The sequence below is a fragment of the Ruania albidiflava DSM 18029 genome (assembly GCF_000421225.1).
GTDB lineage: Bacteria > Actinomycetota > Actinomycetes > Actinomycetales > Beutenbergiaceae > Ruania > Ruania albidiflava.
In genome coordinates this window covers 399,394-422,381 of the sequence record NZ_ATWL01000001.1, presented here as the reverse complement: position 1 = coordinate 422,381, position 22,988 = coordinate 399,394, and the positions used below count along the sequence as shown (strand labels likewise).

At 71.2% G+C, this 22,988-nt stretch carries 14 protein-coding genes and 1 pseudogene; 6 read left to right on the top strand and 9 right to left on the bottom strand.

Annotated features, from left to right (window positions below):
• Positions 1–63: 63 nt before the first annotated feature.
• Together K338_RS19920 and K338_RS26345 are read left to right on the top strand one after the other, a co-directional pair.
• Positions 64–957, top strand: coding sequence for a hypothetical protein (locus tag K338_RS19920; RefSeq protein ID WP_022916502.1), 894 nt, complete (start codon positions 64–66; stop codon positions 955–957).
• A 19-nt stretch (positions 958–976) separates the two neighbouring features.
• Entirely contained in the window at positions 977–2,650 is a 1,674-nt protein-coding gene (locus K338_RS26345) for a DNA polymerase Y family protein (protein ID WP_027286328.1), read from the top strand.
• Here the strand turns inward: K338_RS26345 and K338_RS19915 are convergent.
• The 4 genes from K338_RS19915 to K338_RS0101915 form a co-directional block, all read right to left on the bottom strand.
• Positions 2,641–3,102: a nitroreductase family deazaflavin-dependent oxidoreductase gene (locus K338_RS19915; RefSeq protein WP_051154626.1), complete on the bottom strand. Its 462-nt coding sequence runs from the start codon at positions 3,100–3,102 to the stop codon at positions 2,641–2,643. The genes K338_RS26345 and K338_RS19915 overlap by 10 nt on opposite strands.
• A gap of 4 nt (positions 3,103–3,106) precedes the next feature.
• Entirely contained in the window at positions 3,107–3,790 is a 684-nt protein-coding gene (locus tag K338_RS24900) for an HAD family hydrolase (protein ID WP_022916499.1), read from the bottom strand.
• Between the two features lie 82 nt (positions 3,791–3,872).
• Positions 3,873–5,615 carry an HNH endonuclease signature motif containing protein gene (locus K338_RS25790; RefSeq protein WP_022916498.1) on the bottom strand — a complete coding sequence of 581 codons (1,743 nt, stop codon included), beginning with the start codon at positions 5,613–5,615 and terminating at the stop codon, positions 3,873–3,875.
• Positions 5,616–5,785: 170 nt separating this feature from the next.
• Positions 5,786–6,256, bottom strand: coding sequence for a hemerythrin domain-containing protein (locus K338_RS0101915; protein WP_022916497.1), 471 nt, complete (start codon positions 6,254–6,256; stop codon positions 5,786–5,788).
• 227 nt (positions 6,257–6,483) lie between these two features.
• On the opposite strand from K338_RS0101915, the gene K338_RS0101910 reads away from it, so the two are divergent.
• Positions 6,484–9,687 carry an error-prone DNA polymerase gene (locus tag K338_RS0101910; RefSeq protein WP_022916496.1) on the top strand — a complete coding sequence of 1,068 codons (3,204 nt, stop codon included), beginning with the start codon at positions 6,484–6,486 and terminating at the stop codon, positions 9,685–9,687.
• Here the strand turns inward: K338_RS0101910 and K338_RS19905 are convergent.
• From K338_RS19905 to K338_RS19895, 3 genes are all read right to left on the bottom strand, one after another.
• Positions 9,647–10,345: a spermidine synthase gene (locus K338_RS19905; protein ID WP_022916495.1), complete on the bottom strand. Its 699-nt coding sequence runs from the start codon at positions 10,343–10,345 to the stop codon at positions 9,647–9,649. The genes K338_RS0101910 and K338_RS19905 overlap by 41 nt on opposite strands.
• Entirely contained in the window at positions 10,342–11,544 is a 1,203-nt protein-coding gene (locus tag K338_RS19900; RefSeq protein WP_084480530.1) for an AI-2E family transporter, read from the bottom strand. The genes K338_RS19905 and K338_RS19900 overlap by 4 nt, the downstream gene beginning before the upstream one ends.
• Before the next feature lie 68 nt (positions 11,545–11,612).
• The gene (locus K338_RS19895; RefSeq protein ID WP_022916493.1) at positions 11,613–12,611 is read right to left on the bottom strand and encodes an aminoglycoside phosphotransferase family protein; all 999 of its coding nucleotides are present in this window, start codon (positions 12,609–12,611) and stop codon (positions 11,613–11,615) included.
• Positions 12,612–12,681: 70 nt separating this feature from the next.
• On the opposite strand from K338_RS19895, the gene K338_RS0101890 reads away from it, so the two are divergent.
• Positions 12,682–13,671 (top strand): Gfo/Idh/MocA family protein, encoded by a 990-nt coding sequence (locus tag K338_RS0101890; protein WP_027286326.1) that lies wholly within the window; start codon positions 12,682–12,684, stop codon positions 13,669–13,671.
• A 24-nt stretch (positions 13,672–13,695) separates the two neighbouring features.
• Here K338_RS0101890 and K338_RS0101885 read toward each other — a convergent pair whose 3' ends face one another.
• A complete protein-coding gene (locus K338_RS0101885; RefSeq protein WP_022916491.1) occupies positions 13,696–14,670 on the bottom strand; it encodes an epimerase in 975 nt (324 codons plus the stop codon).
• 171 nt (positions 14,671–14,841) lie between these two features.
• On the opposite strand from K338_RS0101885, the gene K338_RS0101880 reads away from it, so the two are divergent.
• Positions 14,842–15,399: a VIT1/CCC1 transporter family protein gene (locus tag K338_RS0101880; RefSeq protein ID WP_022916490.1), complete on the top strand. Its 558-nt coding sequence runs from the start codon at positions 14,842–14,844 to the stop codon at positions 15,397–15,399.
• A 62-nt stretch (positions 15,400–15,461) separates the two neighbouring features.
• Positions 15,462–16,313 carry an aldo/keto reductase gene (locus K338_RS0101875; protein ID WP_022916489.1) on the top strand — a complete coding sequence of 284 codons (852 nt, stop codon included), beginning with the start codon at positions 15,462–15,464 and terminating at the stop codon, positions 16,311–16,313.
• 15 nt (positions 16,314–16,328) lie between these two features.
• Here the strand turns inward: K338_RS0101875 and K338_RS0101865 are convergent.
• Positions 16,329–22,916, bottom strand: a pseudogene (locus tag K338_RS0101865) (Spy0128 family protein).
• Positions 22,917–22,988: the final 72 nt, after the last annotated feature.

Genomic DNA, 22,988 nt, shown 5'->3' with positions numbered 1-22,988 from the left:
ATGTCGGTGGCGCTCCGTACTGTGACTCTCAGATCGAACAAAGGTTCGCCGGAAGGAGGAGAGATGGTGACGGCGACACGCTGGGAGACTGCCCGACAGGTGCTGGCCCAGGCTGAGGCGAGCATGGGCGTGCGCACCCGGCTGCGTGGTGCCACAGCACTGGCTTCACCCCTGTCCATCCTGCGCCCGGTGCAGAGTCCAAGCAGTGCAGCGGACCCGGCCCAGGAGGTCGATGCGCTGCCGCGGGTCGACCCGGAGGAGATCCTGCCCGTGCCGCCAGCGCTGGCCGGGTTGTTCCCCGAGGGCGGGGTGCGGCGGGGGAGCACAGTGCAGGTCAGCGGGGGGATGTCGGTGCTGCTCGCGCTCGCGGCGGCGGCCATGGGCGAGGAGTCCTGGTGCGCGCTGGTGGACCTGCCGGACGCCGGGCTGGCGGCCGCGGCCACGCTCGGGCTGGTGCTGGAGCGGGTGGTGGTGGTGCCCCGGCCCGGACCGGAGGCACCAGTGGTGCTCGCAGCGGTGGCGGACGGGTTCGACGTGCTGGTGCTGGGCCGAGGGGCTGGGCTGGCGGAGCGGGACCGGCGCTCGCTGACCTCTCGGTTGCGGGTGCGTGGAGCGGTGCTGCTGACCACTGCAGCGTGGCCTGGTGCCGATGTGGTGCTGCGGGCGGTGTCCCGTACCTGGCAAGGGGTCGGGCGTGGGGACGGGTTGCTGCGCACCGGGGTGCTGGAGCTGGCTGCTCGGCACCGTCGGTTCCCCACCGAGCTGACCGCTCGGGTACAGCTGGGGTCGGCGGGCCTGGCGCCAGCGGGTCTGGGGACAGCCCCGGACGCGGCCAGACCTGGGGCCATCGACGAGGCCGAACCGATGATCGCCTCTGGCCGCCCTGCGGTCGCGACCTCCGGTGTCGGAGCGATGCGTGAGGTCAGGTCGCGAGTCCAGGAGCTGGAGTCAGCATGACGACGTGGGGTGAGGGCCGATGAGTGTGGCAACTGAGGCGGGAACCTGGCCATCAGGTACCCGGCTGGTGGCACTGTGGGTGCCGGACTGGCCGGTGGTCGCCGCTCTGAACGAGGGGCTGGCTGGGGCGCACCAGCCGGTGGCGCTGCATGATGGGCGGGGGGTGGTCGCCTTGTCCGCGCAGGCGCGAGCACAGGGGGTACGTCGGGGGATGCGCAGACGCAGCGCACAGGCGATGTGCCCGGACCTGGTGCTGCTCAGGGTGGACGAGGGGCGAGACGTGCGCGCCTTCGAACCGGTGCTCCAGGCGCTCGAGGAGGTGGTCCCGCTCCTCGTCCCGATGCGTCCCGGGCTGGTGCTCACCGGGGCGCGCGGTCCCACCCGTTACCTCGGCGGGGAGATGCAGGTGGCGCAGCAGCTCGTGGGGGCTGCGGCCGAGGCCGGTGCTGAGGCGCAGGTGGGGATCGCCGACGGGTTGCTCGCCGCTGTGCTCGCCGCCCGCGGGGACACTGTGCTGGCGCCGGGCACCTCCGCTGCGTACCTGGCCGGGCGGGACATGCGTGAGCTGATCCACGTGACCACCACCCGGCAGGCGCGGGCGGAGATGACTGAGCTCACCGGGGTGCTGCGCCGGTTGGGGCTGCACACGCTCGGCGGGCTGGCCGAGCTCCCCCGGCGGCAGGTGCATGCCCGGTTCGGGGCCCTGGGGGAGCAGGCGCAACGGCTGGCCCGGGGGTTGGACGCCCACCCGCCGCAGGCGCCCCGGCCGGAGCCGGACCTGACCAGCTCAGCCGACCTGGACCCGCCGGCCAGCCGGTTGGACGTGGCTGCGTTCGCCGCCCGGCGGCTGGCCGAGGAGCTGCACCAGCGGATGGTCCGCCGAGGGGTGCTGTGTGGGTTGCTGCGCGTGCTGGCCCGCACCTCAGAAGGGGGTGAGCTGGTCCGGACCTGGCGCATCGACGGTGCGCTGAGCGCTTCCGAGCTCACCGACCGGGTGCGCTGGCAGCTCGACGGCTGGTTGAGCGGACGCAGCGGGCGTCCCCCCAGTGCGCCGCTGACGCACCTGGCGCTGACAGCTGAGGAGGTGATGCCGGCAGCCGCAGTGCAGGAGGGCCTCTGGGGGCAGACCGGACGTGGGGAACGACAGGCGGGCAGGGCGGCGCTGCGGATCCAGGGGCTGCTCGGCGCTGACGGTGTGCTGGCCCCGGTGGCCGAGGGCGGTCGCGCGCCACGGGATCGGATCCGATTGGTGGCCTGGGGGGACGAGCTGAGCCCGGTGCGAGATCCGGGCGCCCCGTGGCCCGGGCAGATCCCCCGGCCGCTGCCGGCGCGGGTCCCGGCGGATCCGGTGCCGGTACAGCTCCTCGATGCCGAGGGGGCGCCGGTGCGGGTGGACGAGCGTGGCCACCTCAGCGGGGCACCGGATGTGGTGCTGGACGTGGTGCATGCAGGAGACGGCGGTGCTGCGGCATCGGGGGAGTGGTCCAGCGGTGCGGCGGACGCTGGGAGGCCGGGTGGTGATGTACCGTGCCGCCGGCTGCTGGTGAGCGGGTGGGCCGGGCCATGGCCGGTGGTCGAACGGTGGTGGACCGGACGGGCGGAACGGAGCTATCTGCAGGTCACCGGTGCCGGGCATGCGCTGCTGCTCGGCGGGGATGCCGAGGGGTGGTGGGTCGAGGGCATCTACGACTGAGCGCGCCGCAGCTCGAGGCGCACCACCAGCAGACGGTCACCGACTGTGACCGGCAGCGGTTCGGCGGCGGCCAGGGCGGGGAGGTCGAGGGCGGGACCGAGCATCCGGGCAGCGAGTGGGTGGCGGCGCCGGTAGTCCTCGAGCACGGCAACTCCCTCGGCAGCTGGGAGGACGTGGGCACGAGCTGCACGCGAGCGCGCCCAGCCGCAGGTGACCCGCACCCGCGGGTCGGCGCGCACGTTGCGCAGCCACTGGGATTCTTCGCCGTACCCGGAGACCACGTGGACCACGTCCGGGGCCACGCTGATCGTCTCCAGCACCACCTGCCGGATCCGACCACTCCGCCGGCCGCGGTGCTCCAGCAGCACGAACCTGCGGCCGAGCAACCCGCCCAGCCCGAGCCGGTAGAGCATGATCGGCGCGCGGGCGAGGGGCCGAGGAATCTTCAGCATCTGCTCACCGGCCCAGGGCGCTCTGCCGTTCGCGGGCGAGGGCCTCGAGCACATCTTGGGCACTCACCTCTGTCAGCGACCCGAGCGTCCTGTCGACCGGCACCTGCGGATCTGCGGTGTGCCCGGTGAGGAACCACACCGCGAGCCCGGCCCGGTGAGCGCTGGTGGCGCCGGAGACAGAGTCCTCGAACGCGATGCTCCGGGCCGGATCCACACCGAGCTGGCGTGCCGCGGTCAGATAGGGCTCCGGATCCGGTTTGGGCTCGGTGACGTCGGCGGAGGAGACCACTGTGCTGAACACGCCCGCCGCCTCTGCGACCAGCTCGGCAGCAGCCGCTGCGTTGTTGGTGACCAGGGCGCAGGGCACACCAGCAGCGGCAGCTTCGGTGAGCAGCTCCTGGGCGCCCGGCAGCCATGGCATGTGGTTGCGGATCTGTTCGGTGACGAACGCGACGGCCTGGGCGATGATCTCCTCGATCGTGCCCGGGACACCGCGGTCGGAGAGGAGCGCCGCCCACCGGGGCATCGGTCGGCCGATGGTGGCCAGGAAGTCTTCGTCGGTCCATGTCACCCCCGCCTGTTCCGCGAGCCGCGTCTGGGCAATCTGCCACTGGGGCTCGCTGTCGATCAGCGTGCCGTCCAGGTCGAACAAGGCGCCGCCTACCGGGCGCAGCGAGGAGTCGTTCACACCCCCAACCGTAGCCCGGGCGCGGGGCGAGGCCGACCGGTGCCATGACGTGCGCGTGCAGGAGGGGTGGTGGGCCTGCTGCTCAGAATGGCGGTGAGTCATCCCAACCCAGGTCGGGTGGTGGTCGCGAGCTGGGCCCGGGACTGCTGCGGTTAGGACGGCTCTGCCTGCGGGCACCACGGGAGCGTGCCCGACTGCTGTGGAGCGTCGGCGGCGGGCTTCCCGGGGTCGTTGCTGCGCTCGGAGAGCTGCCCGGTGTCTCGCTCGGGCAGCGTCGCCGGTGCCGATCAGCGGCACCAGGCACGCCGAGGTCGGGCAGCTGGTGGGTGCCGTGGGCATCGACCAGGTAGGTGGCCCCGGAGGGTGCGCGCCAGTAGTAGGTGCCCGGGTGCACCATGAGATAGGTCCACCGGCGGGCGGTCTTGGCCCGGTGGTGACGCCGGCACAGCGGTGCCAGGTTGCACGCACAGGTCGGACCCTGCGGATATGGGGTGATGTGGTCCAGGTCGCAGGCACGTGTAGGACGGTGGCAGTGTGGGAAGACGCACTCCAGGTCCCGGTTCCGCACCTGGTCGCGCAGCCGGTCGGGAATCTCGTAGCTGCCCACCGGGTGGTGCCCAGAGAGGTCCAGCACCGGCTGGATCTTCACCTTTGCGCCGGTGCACCAGTCCTTGATCTGCTCGACGCTGGCGGGGGCCAGGGTGTTCTCGCACCGGCCCACTGGGTCCTCGCCGTCCAGGCCGGCCTGGGTCAGGTGCAGCATGAGCAGCACCTGTCGACGCGAGCCGGGTGCCGGCGCTGCCCCCGTCGGCCCGGCATTCGACGTCGAGCTGTTCTCGGTGGCACCGGAGGCGCCCGCGCCGTGCGGGGCATGCTGCCCGGACGACAAGGGTGCTTCACCGCGAGCGAGCATGCCCAGGGCCTTGGCCCGGCGCACGCCCAGCGACTCGTTCGAGCCGGCGGCGGCCAGCGCCGCGGCGAGGTCTCGGATCGCCTGCTCCAGGTCCAGTGCGTCGGCATCGTCGATCAGCCCGTCAATGCCGGTCAGACCGATGCCATCGGCACCGAGCATGTGCGGATCGGTGCCGGCATCGCTCAGGTGGACCCGCACGTCTCGGGCGTCCTCGGTGGCGGCACCAGCCTCGTCGTGCCCGTCGCTCTGCCCGGTGTCAGTGTCGTCGTCAGTGTCGTCGTCCGCACCGGCCTCGCGCAGGCTCTCCTCGTGGCGGGTCAAGGCCGCCTGGATGCACCGGTCGACCTGGGCCCAGGAGCAGGAGCCGAGCACGCTGACCACCTCGGCGTCGACCTGGGTGGCCACGACTGTCGGCACTGTCATCGTCTTCTCCGCCACCCGCAGCGCCCGCCACAACGGCACCCCGCCCTGGCGGCACCGGTCCCAGATCATCGGTAGCCGGTATCCCAGCTCGGTGATGCCACCCACCAGCCGGGTGGCGGAGACCACTGAGCGGCGCAAGGTCGCTGCCAGGTCCACCAGCGCGAGGTCGGAGACCATCGGCGCCCCCTCGCCCGCGATAGGCACCGGTCGGGACGGGAGCACGCCGTCCTCGTCGCGGCTGGTCAGCCGTGCGCCGAGATCGTCCGGACCGGCTCTGAGCTCGCCCACCGGCACCGGGATGATGCTCGGGCCCGGCCCGAACCGGTCCGGCTCGGGCGGGATCTCGTTCTCCTCCACCCACTCCAGGAGCACCTCGGCTCGGACCAGCAGCCCCTGGTCGACTCCGGCCTCGATCATCGCTAGGTCCTCCAGCACGCTGCCGCGCCCCAGGCGGTGGCCCGGGACGAAGGAGAGCGGTGCCGTGGTCATGAGAACAGTCAAGCACCGACCACTGACAAACCGCCGCGAATGGCGAGACATCAACGAAAGCCCGTGCTTCGCCGTCGCGAATCGACACGAGAGGCGACCATGGCCGGTGCTGGCGCCACCGAGCCTCTCCGCAGTGGGCCTGAGTGCCTCTGCAGCGGATGTGCGTGTCTCTACAGCGGTCCGAGCACCTGCTCTACCGGGTGCTGCAGAGCCAGATCCTCCAGCACGGTCAGCAGCTGCCGCTCCTCGTACCGGAAGTGCGACTCCATGATCGCCGCAATCCCCTCGAGGTGCCGGTCCAGCTGGGCAGGGGAGTCGGCCCGCTGCACGCTCTCGACCAGCTCGGCGATCAGGTGCGCCATCATCGAGTGGTCCTGCTGGAGGTAGCGCAGCGTGGCCCGCAGCTGCGGGTGCTGCTCCGCGATCGCAGGGAACAGCTCGCGGTCCTCGGCGCGGTGGTGACCGTCGAGCGCGGTGCAGAAGCCGTGGCAGAACAGCAGCAGATCACGGCTTGCCGCTTCGGAGCCGCGCCCCTCAGCCACTGCCTCCCGGGTGATCTGCAGCGCCTCGCGCAACCGACCGTGCACAGCCCGCAGCTCCTGGCTCCAGGCGATCAGCCTGGTCGTCTCGCCCTCAGTCACGTGAGGGCGAAGGGGAAGACATCCTCATGTCTCTCCTTCGTGTCCGGCGCCTCCATGCCTGACATTCGGTTGTCACCGGCACGCGACGCTGCAGCGATTCTAGCCCGACCGCCGCGCCCGTGACCACAGAGTGGTCGGCAGCCCGCTGCACCCAGCGTTACGATAGAACGTATGTTCGATTCGCTCGAGGGGTCGGGTGCGCCCCGCCAGTGCCTGCGGAGCCCACGATGACCCGCCCAGGCCGCGCCACCGGCCCCGGCCCGGAAGTCGCCTACGCCGAGCTGCACGCCCACTCCGCGTTCAGCTTCCTGGACGGCGCCAGCCAGCCCGAGGAGCTCGTCCTGGAGGCGGTCCGTCTGGGACTGTCCGCGATCGCTATCACCGACCACGACGGCCTCTACGGTGTGGTCCGGTTCTGCGAGGCTGCTGCGGCCGCCCGGATGCCCACCGTCTACGGCGCCGAGCTGACCCTGGACGCCAGCACCCGGCCCACCGGCATGCCCGACCCGGAGGGCAGGCACCTGCTGGTGCTCGCTCGCGGTCCGGAGGGGTACCGGCGTCTGTCCCGGGCGATCGCCAACGCCCACCTGGCCAGCGGCGCCAAGGGCGAGGCCCGCTACGAGCTCGGTGAGCTCGCCGACCTGGCGGCCGGGAACTGGCTGGTGCTCACCGGCTGCCGCAAGTCCGGTGTGCGCCGTGCGCTCGAACCCCACCCCGGGGAGGTGGACCTGCCCGCCGCCCGCTACGAGCTGGACCGGCTCACCGACTCCTTCGGCGCCGACAACGTGGCCGTGGAGGTCACCGCCACCGGCGACCCGCTGGACGCGGTGCGCGCCGATGCGCTCGCCCAGCTCGCCACCGACGCCCACCTGCCGCTGGTCGCCACCGGTGGCGTGCACTGCGCCACCCCCGCCGACCAGCACCTGGCGGACGTGCTCGCCGCCGTCCGCGCCCGCTCCACCCTGGAGGAGATGGCCGGCTGGCTGCCACCCCGAGCCGCCCACCTGCGCAGCCCGGCCGAGATGCTCGCGCTGCACCACCGCCACCCGCAGGCGGTGGCCACCAGCGCCGCGCTGGCCGCCGAGTGCGCCTTCGACCTGCACCTGCTCGCCCCGAACCTGCCACCCTGCCCCGTGCCGCCCGGGCACACCGAGGCCACCTGGTTGCGCGAGCTGACCATGCGCGGCGCCCGCCAGCGCTACGGCCCGCCGGAGGCCGAACGCTCACCCGGCGCCTACGCCACGATCGCCCACGAGCTGGAGGTGATCACCGCCCTGGACTTCCCCGGCTACTTCCTCATCGTGCACGAGATCGTGGAGTTCTGCCGCAGCCAGGGCATCCTCTGCCAGGGCCGCGGGTCGGCCGCGAACTCTGCGGTCTGCTTCGCCCTGGGCATCACCGCAGTGGACGCCGTGCAGCACCAGATGCTCTTCGAACGGTTCCTCTCCCCGGGCCGGTCCGGGCCGCCGGACATCGACCTGGACATCGAGTCCGGCCGCCGGGAGGAGGTGATCCAGCACGTCTACGCCCGGTATGGGCGCACCCACGCCGCCCAGGTGGCGAACGTGATCTCCTACCGGCCGAAGTCAGCGATCCGAGACGCTGCCCGCGCCTTCGGCCACGACGTGGGCCAGCAGGACGCCTGGTCCAAGAACGTGGAGCGCTGGGGGTCCCTGGCCGGGGAGGAGGTCGGCGCGCCGGAGCAGGTGGTCGAGATCGCCGAGCAGATGCTCCGCCTGCCGCGCCACCTGGGCATCCACTCCGGTGGGATGGTGCTCTGCGACCGGCCGGTGATCGACGTGTGCCCGGTGGAGTGGGCCACCATGCCCGGGCGCACCGTGCTGCAGTGGGACAAGGACGACTGCGCCGACGCCGGGCTGGTGAAGTTCGACCTGCTCGGACTGGGCATGCTCACCGCGCTGCGGCTGGCGTTCGAGGAGATCGAACGCACCGAGGGCCTCACCCTCGACCTGCACTCGCTGCCGCAGGAGGACCCGGGCGTGTACGACCTGCTCTGCGCCGGAGACACTGTGGGGGTGTTCCAGGTGGAGTCCCGGGCGCAGATGGCCACTCTGCCCCGGCTGAAGCCGCGCACCTTCTACGACATCGTGGTCGAGGTGGCCCTGATCCGCCCCGGCCCGATCCAGGGGGACGCTGTGCACCCCTACATCAACCGTCGCAACGGCCGGGAACCGGTCACCTACCTGCACCCGCTGCTGGAACCGGCTCTGGCCAAGACCCTCGGCGTACCGCTGTTCCAGGAGCAGCTGATGCAGATCGCCATCGACGTGGCCTCCTTCTCCGCCGCCGAGGCCGACCAGCTGCGCCGCGCGATGGGCTCGAAGCGGTCGATGGAGCGGATGGAGGCGCTGCACACCCGGCTGCTGGAGGGGATGGCCGGCAACGGAGTACCGCGGGCGGTGGCCGAGCAGATCTTCGAGAAGCTCAAGGCGTTCGCGGACTTCGGCTTCCCGGAGTCGCACGCGTTCTCCTTCGCCTACCTGGTCTATGCCAGCGCCTGGCTGAAGGTGCACCACCCGGCAGCGTTCTACGCCGGGCTGCTGGCCGCCCAGCCGATGGGGTTCTACTCCCCGCAGTCGTTGGTGGCTGATGCCCGCCGCCGTGGGGTGGAGGTGCGCCGGGCCAGCGTGGTCGCCTCTGGGGTGCAGGCACAGGTGGAGCGGGTGGGGAATGCCGACGACGGCCCTCTCGCCGTACGCCTGGGCCTCGCCCCGGTCCGGGGTATCGGGGAGAAGACCGCCGAGCGGCTGGTGCAGGTCCGACAGGAGGCGCCGCTGGTCGACCTGGCCGACCTGGCCCGCCGGGTGCGGCTGACCGCCGCGCAGCTGGAGGCGCTGGCCACTGCCGGAGCGCTCGAAGACCTGACCCGCGACCGTCGGGAAGGGTTGTGGCTGGCTGGTGCGCTCGCAGCGGAGAGCGGCACCCGGCACGGAAGGTGGATCGCCGAACCGTTGCCGCTGACCGCCGTAGGTACCAGCGTGCCGGACCTGCCCGCGATGGACGAGGTGTCCACTGCGGTGGCGGACGTGTGGGCTACCGGGGTCTCGGTGGACTCCTTCCCCACCCAGTTCCGCCGGGAGGAGCTGGACGCCGGGGGAGTGCTCCGGGTGGTCGACGTCCCCGCAGCCGGGGCGGGGAGGCGGGTGCGGGTGGCCGGGGTCGTCACCCACCGGCAGCGCCCGGCCACCGCCGCCGGGGTGACGTTCCTGTCCCTGGAGGACGAGACCGGGCTGCTCAACGTGATCTGTTCGGCCGGGCTGTGGCAGCGTTACCGGAAGGTGGTGCGCGGCAGTGCTGCCCTGGTGGTGCGAGGGGTGGTGGAGCATGCCGACGGCGTCACGAACCTGATGGCCGACCAGGTCACCGAGCTCAGCCTGCGGGTGCCAAGCCGGTCCCGTGACTTCCGCTGATCTGGCCTTCGTCCTTCCAACCGGAGTAGAGCCAGTACTGCTCGTCGCGGCGTTGCAGCTGCACGGCCAGCGCCTGCTCGTCGGACTCATCGAGCACAGCAGCCATGGCCGTGGCCAGCTCCGGTGCACGAGCCGAGGACCAGATCACCACCGCCCCGCCGGGGCGGAGCACCCGGGCGATCGTCCCGAGCATCTGCGGCTGGTACAGACGGGAGTTGCCCTCGTGGACCAGGTAGCCCGGCCCGTTGTCCACGTCCAGGACCAGTGCGTCCACCGACGCGGGCGGCAGAGCGGCCACATAGCTGGCCACATCCGCCTCGATGACGTGCAGGCGCGGGTCGGCCAGCAACGCCGGACCGTGCGGCACGCTGCCGTCGGCCAACCAGCTGACCACCGCCGGCTCGATCTCCACCACCTCCAGGCGGGTCACCCGCTCGTCGGTGAGCATCTCGGCAGCGGTGAACCCCAGTCCCAGGCCGCCGACCAGCACCTGTTCCGGGTGGTTGACCTGCGCCAGCGCTGCTCGCGCCAGTGCCCGCTCGGTGGTGGTCTGCGCGGTGTCCATCACGAACACCCCGTTCACCCGGAGCTCGAGGGCGTCGGCGCGCCGGACCAAGGTCACCTGGCCTCGCGGGGAGGTCGCGCTGGCCACCCTCATCGACCGGAGACCACCTCGTCGTCGGTCATCGGCGGGTCCACGGTGCGCAGCCGGGAGTACACCGCCCAGACCACGGCGACGATCGGGATCACGATGATCGCCCCGAGGATGCCGGCCACCAAGATCCCGGCGGTCACTGCCAGCGCTACGACCACCGGGTGCAGGGACACCTGCTTGCCCATCACCAGCGGCTGCAGCACATGGCCCTCGAACTGGCCGATCAGGGCGATGAACAGGCCGACGATCACAGCGTTCAGCAGGCCGTTGACGGCCAGCGCCACGATCATCGCGATGATCATCGCAGCCGGTGCCCCGACGAGCGGGATGAACGCACCGATGAACACCAGCACCGCCAGAGGTGCCGCCAGCGGGACACCGGCGATGAGCAGCACGATGAATGCCAGCACACCGTCGACGAAGGCGATGATCACCGTGCCACGGGCATACCCGGAGAAGGTGTACCAGCTCACCCCGCCGGCGATCATCCACTTCTCCCGCATCCTGCCGGGCAGCTGGTTGATGAACCAGCGCCACATCTCGTCGCCGCGGGAGAGGAAGAACACCGTGCAGAAGATCGCCAGCGCAAGGATCGTGAACGTCTCGAACACCGACCCCGCGCCCTCGGCCGCGCGGTCCAGCAGCTCGGACTGGTTCTCGTTCACCCACTCCAGGGCAGTCTGTGCCCATTCCTCGAGCTGCGCTGTCGTGATGGAGATGCCGAACGGGAGGTTCTGGGCGATGTCGAAGAGCTCGTTCAGACCGTCGGAGAACCGCTCGGACAGGGTGCTCCACTGGCCCGTCACCGAGGTCACGACGTAGGTGATCAGCCCGCTGACCACGAGGAACGCACCCAGGATGGACAGGCCCGTGGCCAGGCCCCGCGGCATCACCCGGTTCATCACGTTCACGAACGGACGCAGCACGGCGGTGAACACCAGGGCCAGGAACACGGCGATGAACACCAGCTGGATCCGTGCTGTGGCCCAGGTGAACAGGGCGACCACGGCGATCACCAGCAGCAGCCGCCAGGACCAGCCGCCGGCCTTCACCATCCACCGGGGCACGCCGTCCCCGGTGTCCTCGGCGCGCAGGTGCCGCTCCGGTAGGCGGTGGGCGTGCAGACGGGCACCGCGCGCCGGTGACCGGGTCAGCTTCGGCAGCTCGGTCGTGCGGGCCGTGGTCCGCCGTCGGGTGGTCATCTTCACGCCGCCAGTCTGCACCAGGTGAGCACGCTGTGCGTGGACAGACGCACGAGCAGGCGCCTGAGTCAGCCGTAGGCGAGGTGGTACCAGACCTGCGCCTGGTGCAGGTCGCCCAGCGCGGCCGCCTGGCGTGCCGGATCGGTGAAGGTGTCCAGCTGCCAGAGCAACGCCTCGATCGTACGGGCCAGCGCCCACTCGCAGATCCGCAGTGCCGGGATCTGCAGCACCTGGCTGGCCAGCTGTACCCGGTGGTGCACCAGCGCCAGCGGGTCGGCTGCGGTGAACGGCTGGTCCACCTGCGCCAGCAGTGGCCACAGGTCGTAGGCGGGATCGCCGATCATCGGCTTGGGGTCGATCGCCAGCCAGTGCCCAGCACCCTGGGTGGGCGCGTCCAGGATGAGGTTGCCCGGGTTCAGGTCACCGTGCAGCAGCACCACCGGGCCAGGGCGCGCACCAGGTGTACCGAACGCGTGCAGCAGGTCCAGACCAGCGCGGACGAGCCGTTCCCCACCGCTGAGCATCGTCGCCCACCGGTCGGCACGTGCGGCGGCCAGGGGCGCCCAGTGGGCGCTCACCGTGGTCAGGTGCGCCATCGGTGCATCGGTGATGTCGGCCTGGTGCAGGTTGCGCAGCACCTCCAGACCGTGCCCCAGGCGCAGGTCCGCAGCCGAGGTGTCGTGCAGCAGCGGCGTGCCCGGGTGCGCCCGGCGGAGCAGCAGCGCCCAGTCCTCGTGGTGGTGGTCGAGCAGCTCGACGGCGGCCCACCCGTGCCAGGCGCGCAGCGCCGCGGCCTCGTGGCGCGCCTCGTCGTGCGGGTAGGAGATCTTCACCACCACCGGGGTACCGTCCGGCAGCCTGCCCGGGGCAGTCCAGGACGCAGTCCCCACCCCGAACGGCTCGGCCAGCTGCAGCTGCCACCGTTGCTGCGCCCGCTGCACCAGCTGCGGGAGGCGCTGGATCCAGGCGGCTCCGGGTGCGGTCGCGCCCACCCCCTCGAGCAGCGAGCGGGGCAGCGTGACGGCATCTGTCGGCCCGGTCTCCGGGTGCGGCGATGGCGGGAGCACGCGCCCACTCTAGGCGAGCCGCACCGCACCGGCGGGGTGGCGGCGGCTGCACGCCCGTTAGGCTGCCGCCATGGAGACAGTGCGCTGGGGGATCATCGGCGTGGGGGACGTGACCGAGGCCAAGAGCGGGCCCGGCTTCCAGCAGGCGGACCGCTCCCAGCTGGTCGCCGTGATGCGCCGGGACGCACAGAGGGCCGCCGACTACGCCCGCCGGCACGGTGTGCCGCGCTGGTACGACGATGCCGATGCCCTGATCGCCGACCCCGAGGTGGACGCCGTCTACGTGGCCACCCCACCGGACTCGCACGCCGACTACACCGGGCGGGCGCTGCGGGCCGGCAAACCGGTGTACGTGGAGAAGCCGATGGCCCGCACCGCGGCAGAGTGCGAGGAGATGCTGTCCGCCGCACGCCGCACCGGCACGGCGCTGTTCGTGGCCTACTACCGGCGCGCCATGCCCCGGTTCGCGACGGTCAAAGAGCTGCTCGACGGCGGCGCGATCGGCCAGGTGCGCGCGTTCCGGATCGAGAACTTCGCCACCGTGCCCGACGACCCGGCCGCACTCGGCTGGCGGGTGCGCCCCGAGATCTCCGGCGGGGGCCTGTTCGTGGACCTCGGTTCGCACACCCTCGACCTGGTCGACCACCTGCTCGGCCCGGTGACCCGCACGACCGGGTTCGCCGCGAACACCGCCGGCGCCTACTCGGCCGAGGACGTGGTGAGCGCCACGTTCGAGCTGGGTTCCGCCGTCGTCGGCACCGGACTGTGGTGCTACGCGGCAGGGGAGCAGCGCGACGAGGTGGAGATCGTGGGCAGCGCCGGATCGTTGATCTTCTCCTCCTTCGGGCAGGAACCGCTGCGGCTGCGCACCGCGGCCGGGACGGAGAAGATCGAGGCCCCCTACCCGAGCACGGTGCAGCAGCCGCTGATCCAGGCGGTGGTGGACGAGCTCACCGGCCACGGGACCTCGCCGAGCACCGGGGAGAGTGCCGCCCGCACCGCCCGGGTCGTGGACGCGCTGCTGGGCCGCTACCGGCGCGAGCACCGGATCGGTTCCTGACCGGTGCGCACCCTGCCGGGGCGGCTACTGGGCCGCGAGGTCCTCCAGCGCCCCGGCAAGCTCGGGATGGGCGAAGGCGAACCCGGCCGCCAGCAGCCGCTCGGGCAGCACCCACCGGCTCTTCAGCACCAGCTCTGACTCCTGCCGCAGCACCAGCATGCCCGGCTCCAGCAGCCAGCGCGGGGCGGGCAGACCGAACGGTGCCCGCACCGTGCGGCGCAGCTGCGCCATCAGCGTGCGGTTGTCGCTCACCTCGGGTGCGCTCAGGTTCACCGGACCCTCGATCTGAGCGTGGGTGTCGATGAAGGCGATCGCCCGCAGCAGGTCGTCCAGGTGGATCCAGCTGAACTTCTGCCGGCCACCGGTGCTCGGTGCGTGCACCGCCGGTGCGGTCGGGGTGGGACCGATCCCGCGGTACCGCTGGTGCGCCGGCCACCAGCCGTCCAGCTGCGGGCCACCGAGCCCGAACCGGGCGGCCCGGCGCAGCATCGTCAGCGCGCCGCCGTTGCCCAGCACGATCGCCATCCGCAGCGCCACGCGTCGGGTACCCGGCAGGTCGTCGGCGAAGAACGCCTGCTCCCAGTCCCGGGCCACGTCCACGGAGAACCCGGAGCCCAGCTCGCCGCCATCCTCGGTCTGCGGCCGGTCCATCGCGTGCCGGTAGATGGTGGCGGTGCTCGCGTTCAACCACAGCCGCGGCGGGGCGGCGGCAGCGTGGACAGCCTGCGCCAGCTGCGTGGTCGTCCCGATCCGGGAAGCGTAGATCTCCGCCCGGTTCCGGTCGTGGTAGCGGCAACCCACGCTCCGCCCGGCCAGGTTGACCAGCAGGTCCGCACCGTCGACGGCGGTGCGCACCCCGACCGGGTCGTCCCACCGCACCTCGGGTCCGTTGCGGCCGATACGTACGACGGCGTAGCCCCGGTCGCGTAGGTCCCGCACCAGGGCGGTGCCGATGAACCCGGAGGCGCCGGCCAGGACCGCGCGTGGTGGGGAAGTCACGGCGCAGATGCTAGCCGCAGCGCTGCCAGCCGTGCACCAGACGCGGTCCCCAAGCCAGGTGAGGCACGCCTGCATTCAGGTGAGGCACACCTACTTTTCCGCATGATGCTGCGGATTAGGCCAGACTCACCTTGCTAGCGCGCGCAGCCAGAAGACGCTTATATGGCAGCTATGACCCTCCGTGTGAACGACCTCAGCGACCCCGTCGAGGACCTCGCCAGCCGGCTCAACTGGTTGCGCGCCGGTGTGCTCGGCGCCAACGACGGGATCGTGTCCGTGGCGGCCGTGGTCGTGGGCGTCGCCGGGGTGACGACCGCGACCGGGCCGATCCTGGTGGCCGGGCTGGCCGCTGTGCTCGGCGGGGCCATCTCGATGGCCCTCGGGGAGTACGTGTCCGTCTCCAGCCAGACAGACTCCCAGCGGGCCCTGGGAGTCGACGAGGAGGAGGTGGTCAGCCCGTGGCACGCCGCACTGGCCTCAGCAGTGGCGTTCCTCGCCGGGTCCGTGCTGCCGATGCTCGCGATCCTGCTGCCGCCGCCGAGCAGCCGGGTGCCGGTCACGTTCGCCGCGGTCCTGGTCGCGCTCGCGATCACCGGTGCCGTCGGAGCCTGGATCGGGCGGGCGGACCCGGTCCGCGCCGCCCTGCGGGTCGTCATGGGTGGTGCGCTGGCGCTCGCGGCCACCTTCGCGGTCGGCTCCTGGCTGGGCGCTTCCGGCATGCTCGCCTGAGCCCAGGGCACGATCCGGTGCCCGGCTCGGCAGGGATGTTGGCCCGCTCCTAGAGTGGAGGCATGGGTATCGACGCAGCCGGCACTATCGACATCAAGGACCTCGGCACGGTGACCCGTCTGGGTTATGGCGCCATGCGGATCACCGGGAAAGGCATCTGGGGTGAGCCCGCAGACCTGGACGCCGCACGTGCTGTGGTGCGTTCCGCCGTCGAGCAGGGGGTGGACTTCATCGACACGGCCGACTCCTACGGCCCGGAGGTGAGCGAACGCATCCTCGCCGAGACGTTGCACCCGTACCCGGACGGGCTGCGGATCGGCACCAAGGCCGGGCAGGCACGCACCGGGCCCGACCAGTGGGTTCCGCTCGGCCGCGCCGAGTACCTGCGCCAGCAGGTCGAGCTGAGCCTGCGTCGCCTCGGCGTGGAAGCCCTGGACCTGTTCCAGCTGCACCGGATCGACCCGAAGGTCCCCACGGCCGAGCAGTTCGGCGTGCTGGCCGACCTGCAGCGCGAAGGGAAGGTGCGCGCGCTCGGGCTGTCCGAGGTGTCCGTGGCGCAGGTGCAGGACGCTGAGCAGTACTTCACCGTGGCGTCCGTGCAGAACCGCTACAACCTCACCGACCGCAGGTCCGAGGACGTGCTGGCCTACTGCACCGCGCAGCAGATCGCGTTCCTCCCGTGGGCGCCGCTGGACGCCGGCCGGGCCACCGAGCCGGGCGGCACAGTGGAGGCCATCGCCCAGCGGCTGGGCGCCAGCCAGCACCAGGTGGCCCTCGCCTGGCTGCTGCAGCGCTCACCGATGATGCTGCCCATCCCCGGCACCGCTTCGGTGGCACACCTGACCGAGAACCTCGCCGCCGCCGACCTGGTGCTGGACGCTGAGAGCGTGGCGGCGCTGGACGCCGTCGCCTGAGCCGCGCCGCGCGGGTCAGGGTCGCCAGCCGCGCCGCTGACGGACCAGCAGACTGCCGCCGAGCACCAGCGCCAGGCCCAGGGCCGCTGTGCCGAGCACCCCGGCGGCACCGGTCGGGGGGATCGGCGACGGTGTGGTCGGCGGTTCGGGCGCGGGTCCCGGGAGCGCCGGACCGGGTGGCGTCGGGCCCGGTGGCGTGGGTGGGCTGGGCGCGGTGGACGTGGTGTGCTCGGTGGCGCAGGCGTCGATGCAGCCACCATCCGCACCAGGGGTCGCCACGTTCCGCAGCTGTGCACCGTAGGCGTCATCGTTGAGGAGGACGGCGTAGGTCACCTCGGCCTGCTCACCCACCGCGAGCGACGGTACTGCCCAGGTGAGCGTGCTGCCGTCCAGGGTGACGCCGTCGGCCAGGGGCTCGAGCAGGCCGGCGTCGTCGAGGACCTCGCTGAGGTCGTCGGTGACCGTGGCCCCGGTGACCGGCGCGGGGCCGTCGTTCAGCGCCGTCAGGGTGTAGGTGATCGTCGACCCCGGCAGCACCTCGGTACCCGAGGCCGGGTCGCTGGACTTGGTCAGTGTCCAGGCCGGGACGACGTGCTCCGTGGCGCACGGATCGTCCGGCGGGCACGCCTCGGGCGGTACCGGTCCGGTGGCGGACACCGCGTTGCGCAGCGTGGACCCCCAGGTGTCCTCGTCCACGATCACGGTGTAGGAGACCGAGGCGTCCGCACCGACTGCGAGCTCTGGGATGGCCCAGGTGAGCGTGCTGCCGTCCAGCGTGAGCCCGTCGGCCAGGTCGCCGAGGCTGGCGTAGGGGAGCACCTCGCTGAGGTCGTCCTGTGCGAGGGCGCCGGACAGGTTGGCGTCCGCGGAGGTGTTCGCCGCCGTCAGGGTGTAGGTCACCGTGTCCCCGGGGAGCACGGTGGAACCGCTGGCGGGGTCGGAACCCTTGATCAGGGTCCAGGCCGGTGTGTGCAGCTCGGTGTCACGGCACTGCGGGTCGTCATCCGGGCACGCCTCCGGCGGGGGCACGTCCCCGGCGCCGGTGACGCTGTTGCGGAGCGTGCCCCCGGTGGCGTCCGCGGCGACGGTCACCGGGTAGGAGATGGTCGCGGTCTCACCGGGGCCGAGGTCGGGTACGGCCCAGGTGAGGGTGCTGCCGTCCAGGGTGAGCCCGTCGGGCAGATCGCCGAGGGTCGCGTGGGCGAGCACCTCGGTCAGGTCGTCCACCGCCTGGGCACCGGACAGCGTAGTGGTCGCCGTGTTGGTGGCGGTCAACGTGTAGGTGACCGTGGACCCCGGCTGCACTGTGGAACCGCTCGCCGGGTCGGAGCTCTTCGCCAACGTCCAGGAGTGGTAGCTGTTCTGGAACGTGATCTGCGGGAAGGCCATCGGCACGTCGTCCTCGTCGGTGACCACCGTGCTGATCTCGGCGCCGGTGTCTGCGTCGGTGATGACCGCCGTCGCCCGCATCATGCCGTCCTGGCGCATGGTCGGTGTCGTGCAGATCTGGAACCGGGTGCTGTCGTAGGTGACCCCCGGTGCCGGGTCGTCCGGCACCTCCTCGGAGTAGACGTAGCAGTAGGTCTGGCCGAGCGCGTCCTCGGTGAGCACAGGTGCCACCGAGCGCTGCACCAGGGAGAGCTGGCCGTTGGCGGCCCCGGGCAGGTCGAACACCACCCCGTCGGGATACGGCACCTGCCCGTCGGTGATGTCGGCGGAGGCTTGGTCCACCGGTACCACGCGGACACCGAACTCGCCGTCTGCCATGTCGCGACCGACCAGCCGCTTGAAGATGTCGTGGTGGTAGGGCGTGCGGTAGATATTCTCGAACAGCTGGTCGGGGCCGGTCAGCTCGGTCTGCAGCGTGCCCGACCCGTCGTCGGTCACGTGCACGGTGACCGTCAGAAGCTGGTCGGTGTCGTAGCCGATGTCCTCGACCGGGTCATCGGCCGGCGGCAGCTCACGGATCTAGTACACGTAGTCGCCGGGTTCGGTGAACGTGATCGGTCCGAACTCACCGGCCCGGATCCCCGGGGCGGTGGTGTCCGAGGCGGCGGTGACCTCGAGGGTGCTCGCAGCAGGCACCGGGGCGCCGTCCACTCCGGTGAGCTCGAACGTGAAGGTGTCGCCGTCACGCCAGTCGCGGCCCACGATCCGCTTGTCGAACGGGATGCTCGCCTCGCCCGGTCCCGCCACGTAGGTGTTCCGGAAGGCGACCTCCGGCGTCTGGCCGGTGCGGGAGTCGTACGTGATGCTCTCGCCACCGTCGGTGCTCACCGTGGTCTGGATCCACATCTCGTCGGTGTCGATGTCGTACTGGGGTGCGATCACCACGGTGTGCTCGGTCGGGTCGTAGCTCACGCCGCCGGCGTCACCCTCCTCCTCGGTGACCAGGTAGGTGAGCTCCTGCCCCAGGTCGGCCTGGGTGAACGTGAGCTGTGGAAGCTGGGTCACCGGGGCGGTCTGCCCGTCCCGTGCCTCGGAGGTGGTGGCGAACTGCTGGGAGGCGGCCTCCCAGCCGAGCTTCTGCTGCGACGCCGCATCCAGCGCCTCGACGGTGACGGTGAACTCGCCGGCGCGGGCGTCCCGACCGGTGAGGGTCTTGGTGATCAGCGCGTTCTCGGTGAGGGTCACGATCGACCGGAACGTGTTCTCGAACGTGCCCGTGCTGTTCTCGACGCTCACCTCGGCCTCGAGCACGCCGTCCCGGCTGGTGCCGCCGGCGACCGGCTCGTCGGTGACGGTGACGGTGTACACCACGGTGCGGGAGTCCGGGGTGATGCCGGGGACCGGTGGCGAGGGCGGCTGCTCGGTGACCGCGAACCGGTAGGTGCCCTGGCGGTGGAAGGTGATCGCGTCGAAGACGACGTTCGGGGCCGAGCCGTCTGCGGGCGCGTTCGCGGTGGTGCTGGTCGCGGTCGGCAGCTCGACGGCGCCGGAGGCGATGGCCTCAGTGGTGGCGGCGTCGAACGCGGCCAGGTCGAAGGTGAACGTGTCGGTGCTGTCCCAGGGGCGTCCGTCCAGGGCCTTGGTCGCGGTGAGCTGGGCGGTGGCCGGACCGGGCTCGTAGAGGTTGAGGAAGACCGGGCCCTCACCCTCCGCGCTGTAGGTGGCGGTGGCCGGGTCGCAGTCACCCCACGGGGCGTCGGCGGCCACGGCATCCTGCGTGGTCTGGCAGAGAGCGACGACCGGGTCGATCAGGGTCTGGCTGCCGCTGGTGCTGGAGCCGACTTCCACCTGGAAGAACCACACCGCGTCGGAGAGCGTCATCCCGGGGATCTCGGCGCCCTGGCTCTCGGTGGCCTGGTAGTAGTAGGTGTTGCCGACATGCTCCGTGGTGTAGGTCAACGGCGGTGACGCCACGGCCATGCTGCCGACGGTGGAGGACACCTCGACACTCGTCGCACCCTCAGGGAACGTGGGCGGCGCAGGCGTGGCGCCGTCCGGGTCGACCGTGCTGAAGGTGAAGAAGTAGGGGATCTCCGGCGGGCGGGTCTGCCCCTCGTCGGTCAGGGACGTGTCCTGCACCCGCTTGACGATCTCCAGGGGGCGGGACAGGTCACCGGCGGCCCAGGCGTTCGTGAACGTCGCCGGCGGCTGGACCTCCTCGGTCACCGTGGCGCCGGTGTCGTCGGCGGTCCGAGTCAGGGTGCTGGTGGTGGACAGCGTGCCGTCACCGTTGTCGGTCACGGCCACGTCCCAGTGGAACTCTGCGAGCGAGTCCGTCACACCGGCGACGTTGGTGGGCAGCTCGACCAAGCCGTAGGAGTAGGTGCCCGGTGTGGTGAAGGTGACGTTGCCGAAGTCGACCACCTGCCCCTCGGCGGTGACGTCCGCGGTCACGCACCCGGTGTCGTCGGCGCCGTCTTCGGGGACGGGGGCGCCGAACCTCGGGCACAGCCGGATGGTGTAGGTACCGTCCAGCCAGCTCTGCTCCATCGCCTTGCTGGCCGTGACCGTGGTCAGCGTCGCCGGCTCCACGTCGTAGGAGTTCTGCCAGGTCAGTCGCGGGATGGACGACTGCGGCACGCTGATCGTCCCGCTGGTGACATCCGGTGCAGTGGGGGTGTAGGCCGACGGCGGGTCCTCCTCGATGACCTCATAGCCCGCCCCATCGGGCAGGCCCATCACCCGGGCGTGCTGGCCTCCGGTGAGCGTGATCGTGCCGCCGTCGGTGATCGTGCCTGGTGCGCCGACCGGCTCGCCGGAGGCGGTGTCGAACACGCGGTATGGATACGTGCCGTCGAGCGCGTTGCCGTCGGCGTCGGTGAGGGTGATGGTGAAGTCGAATCCCTGGGTGGGGTCAGGGGAGAGGCCCGCCTGCGCCGTCGTCACGGTCTTGGCGACCTCGAACGCACCGGGCACGTCGTACTGCAGCCACCCGTTGTTGCCCAGACGGACCTGCACGGACTGGGCCACCTCCGGGACGACGGCGGTCTGCCGCGCCTCGGGGTCGGTCTCGGTGAGGTTCGCATCGGAGCTGGGGTTCGTGCAGGTCGGGGAGCCGTCGGCCCAGGTCACGTCCTCGGCGGTGCACTTGGGCATGTCGAGGTTCTGCACCCGCGGGGACAGGTTGTACAGGCCTGCCGGGCCGACCATCACACCGCTGTCCGCGTGGATCTGCACCCCGGGCGTCTGTCCGTCCAGGAGGTTCTGCTTGGTGGTGGGGTAGAAGTGCAGCTCCTTGTCCGGTGTCGACCCCTGGCCGCCGGTGGTGCGGTACTGGTAGATCGCCCGGTAGACGGTGGCGTCGGCGGGAAGGCTCGCCCACTGGGACTCGGTGATCGTGGCCGCCGGGTCTGGCGCCGTGTACAGCACGGAATCCTGCCCGAAGCGGTAGAAGTCGTTCCGCGAGGACGGTCGGAACGTGGCGCTCGCCTGGGACGTGCGGGTGCCGTCGGCAGCAGTGGTGAACGCGTTGGCGTAGAAGCGTAGCGAGGCGTCGTCGGCCGTGTTCGCCGCCACGTGAGCGGCGAGGGCCTGCTGGTCGGCCGCGCTCAGCGTCGTCGGGTCGGTGAGCGCGGCCGCCACACCGGCCTTCGGCGCGACCTTGTAGTACAGGTGCACCGGGTGGGAGTTGTACCAGGTCATGCTGTCCGGCGTGCCGTCCGGATCCTCCAGGATGCTCGCGTTCAGCATCGGCAGCAGGGCCACCGGGATCCGCCAGGTGACGATGTCCCCGATGGCCAGGGACGGGTTCGACTCCACTGTCACCTCGATGTTGGACAACGAGGTCTCGTCGAAGATGTCGTTCGCCTGGTAGGCACCGTCGAACGTGTAGGTGGTGACGTTGCCGCTGGTGCTCGTGCTGAACTCGGTGAACTCCTCCGGGTCGCAGTCCGCGGCGTCGCCGGCGTCCTGCAGCAGCGAGCAGAACACGATGCTGTCCATGTCGGTCACCCGCATGAACGGGCCGAGCGGGTCGGTGAACGTGACGTAGCCGTCAGTGTTCGGGTCCGGGGTGGTGGTCTCGATCGGCAGCACCGGTTCGTCGGCCAGGACGTCGTCGGCGATGCGTTCGAACACGATCACCAGCTCTTCAGCGGTGTTCGGCGCGTCGAAGGTGGTGTTGTACCGCAGCTGCTCATACGTCGGGTTGTAGGTGAGCGCCGGTACGGTGCCGGAGGAGCCGTCACCGATCTGACCACTCGGCTGGTTCACCGTGAACGTCACGCGGTTGTTCACCGTCACCGCCGGCGTCCCGCCGCCTGCGTGGGTGCCCATGGCGCTGGCGAACGAGTTCGCCATCTCGTTCGTGCCGGTCTGGCCCTGTTCCGGGAGCGTCTCCTGGGGGTTCAGCGTGGCGTAGGCGAGCTGCTGGCTGTTGGCGGCCAGACCGGACACCCCCAGGCCGACTGAGTAGATGTTCGTCTCGACCGGATCGAGGCCGTGGGCGGTGTTGAACGCCTCGTCGTTGTAGACGTCGGTGACCCGGTTCTTGCCGTACGCGGCAGAGAGCGCGGCGAGGTAGCCGTTCCCGTAGTACGCGCCGGAGCCCGGCCCCTGGGTGCCCGTACCGGTCAGGTTCCACCAGGTCTGCTCGGTGGCCGAGTAGGTGGGCTCGCCGTCGGAGAACAGGATCACGCTCGGGACGTGCTGCACGTCACCGGCTACGTCGCTGGTCTGCTGGTCAGCCAGCACCGACAGTCCCTGACTGATGCCCCGCTGGATGTTCGTCCCCTGGGAGGCGGTGCCCACGTACCCGACCCGGAAGGTTCCTTCGGCGCTCTGGATCGACATGTAGCCCTGAGCGTCCGGCGGACCGAAGACCAGGTAGTCCTCGGTGCCCGGCACCGTCTCCGGTGCCGCCAACGGTGTGACCGTACTCGCCTGCTGCCCGAAGGAGACGATGCTCACCCGCGCGTTCGGGTCCGCGTCGACGATGTGCTTGATCGCGGCGTTGACGCCCTCGACCATCGCGTAGGCCCGGGAGTTCTGGTAGTAGTTGGCGTTGTTGGGGTTCGTCCCGTTGCACTCGGACGAGCTGCCGACACAGAACCTCATCGAGCCGGAGTTGTCGATCACGATCACCAGGTCGATGGCCGCCGGGCGGGTGGACTGCACCTGGCGGGTGGTACCGAGGGCCGAGAGTGCCACCGCCATCTCGTCGTCCGCGATGCTCAGGTCGTGGTCGCCCCCAGCCTCACTGGCTTCAGCGTCGTCGCCGAAGACCGT

Bases quoted from the DNA above. Each gene is read 5' to 3' on its own strand.
- K338_RS19920 (WP_022916502.1), top strand. From the start codon at position 64: ATGGTGACGGCGACACGCTGGGAGACTGCCCGACAGGTGCTGGCCCAG.
- K338_RS26345 (WP_027286328.1), top strand. From the start codon at position 977: ATGAGTGTGGCAACTGAGGCGGGAACCTGGCCATCAGGTACCCGGCTG.
- K338_RS19915 (WP_051154626.1), bottom strand. From the start codon at position 3,102: ATGCTGAAGATTCCTCGGCCCCTCGCCCGCGCGCCGATCATGCTCTAC.
- K338_RS25790 (WP_022916498.1), bottom strand. From the start codon at position 5,615: ATGACCACGGCACCGCTCTCCTTCGTCCCGGGCCACCGCCTGGGGCGC.
- K338_RS0101910 (WP_022916496.1), top strand. From the start codon at position 6,484: ATGACCCGCCCAGGCCGCGCCACCGGCCCCGGCCCGGAAGTCGCCTAC.
- K338_RS19905 (WP_022916495.1), bottom strand. From the start codon at position 10,345: ATGAGGGTGGCCAGCGCGACCTCCCCGCGAGGCCAGGTGACCTTGGTC.
- K338_RS19900 (WP_084480530.1), bottom strand. From the start codon at position 11,544: ATGACCACCCGACGGCGGACCACGGCCCGCACGACCGAGCTGCCGAAG.
- K338_RS0101890 (WP_027286326.1), top strand. From the start codon at position 12,682: ATGGAGACAGTGCGCTGGGGGATCATCGGCGTGGGGGACGTGACCGAG.
- K338_RS0101880 (WP_022916490.1), top strand. From the start codon at position 14,842: ATGACCCTCCGTGTGAACGACCTCAGCGACCCCGTCGAGGACCTCGCC.
- K338_RS0101875 (WP_022916489.1), top strand. From the start codon at position 15,462: ATGGGTATCGACGCAGCCGGCACTATCGACATCAAGGACCTCGGCACG.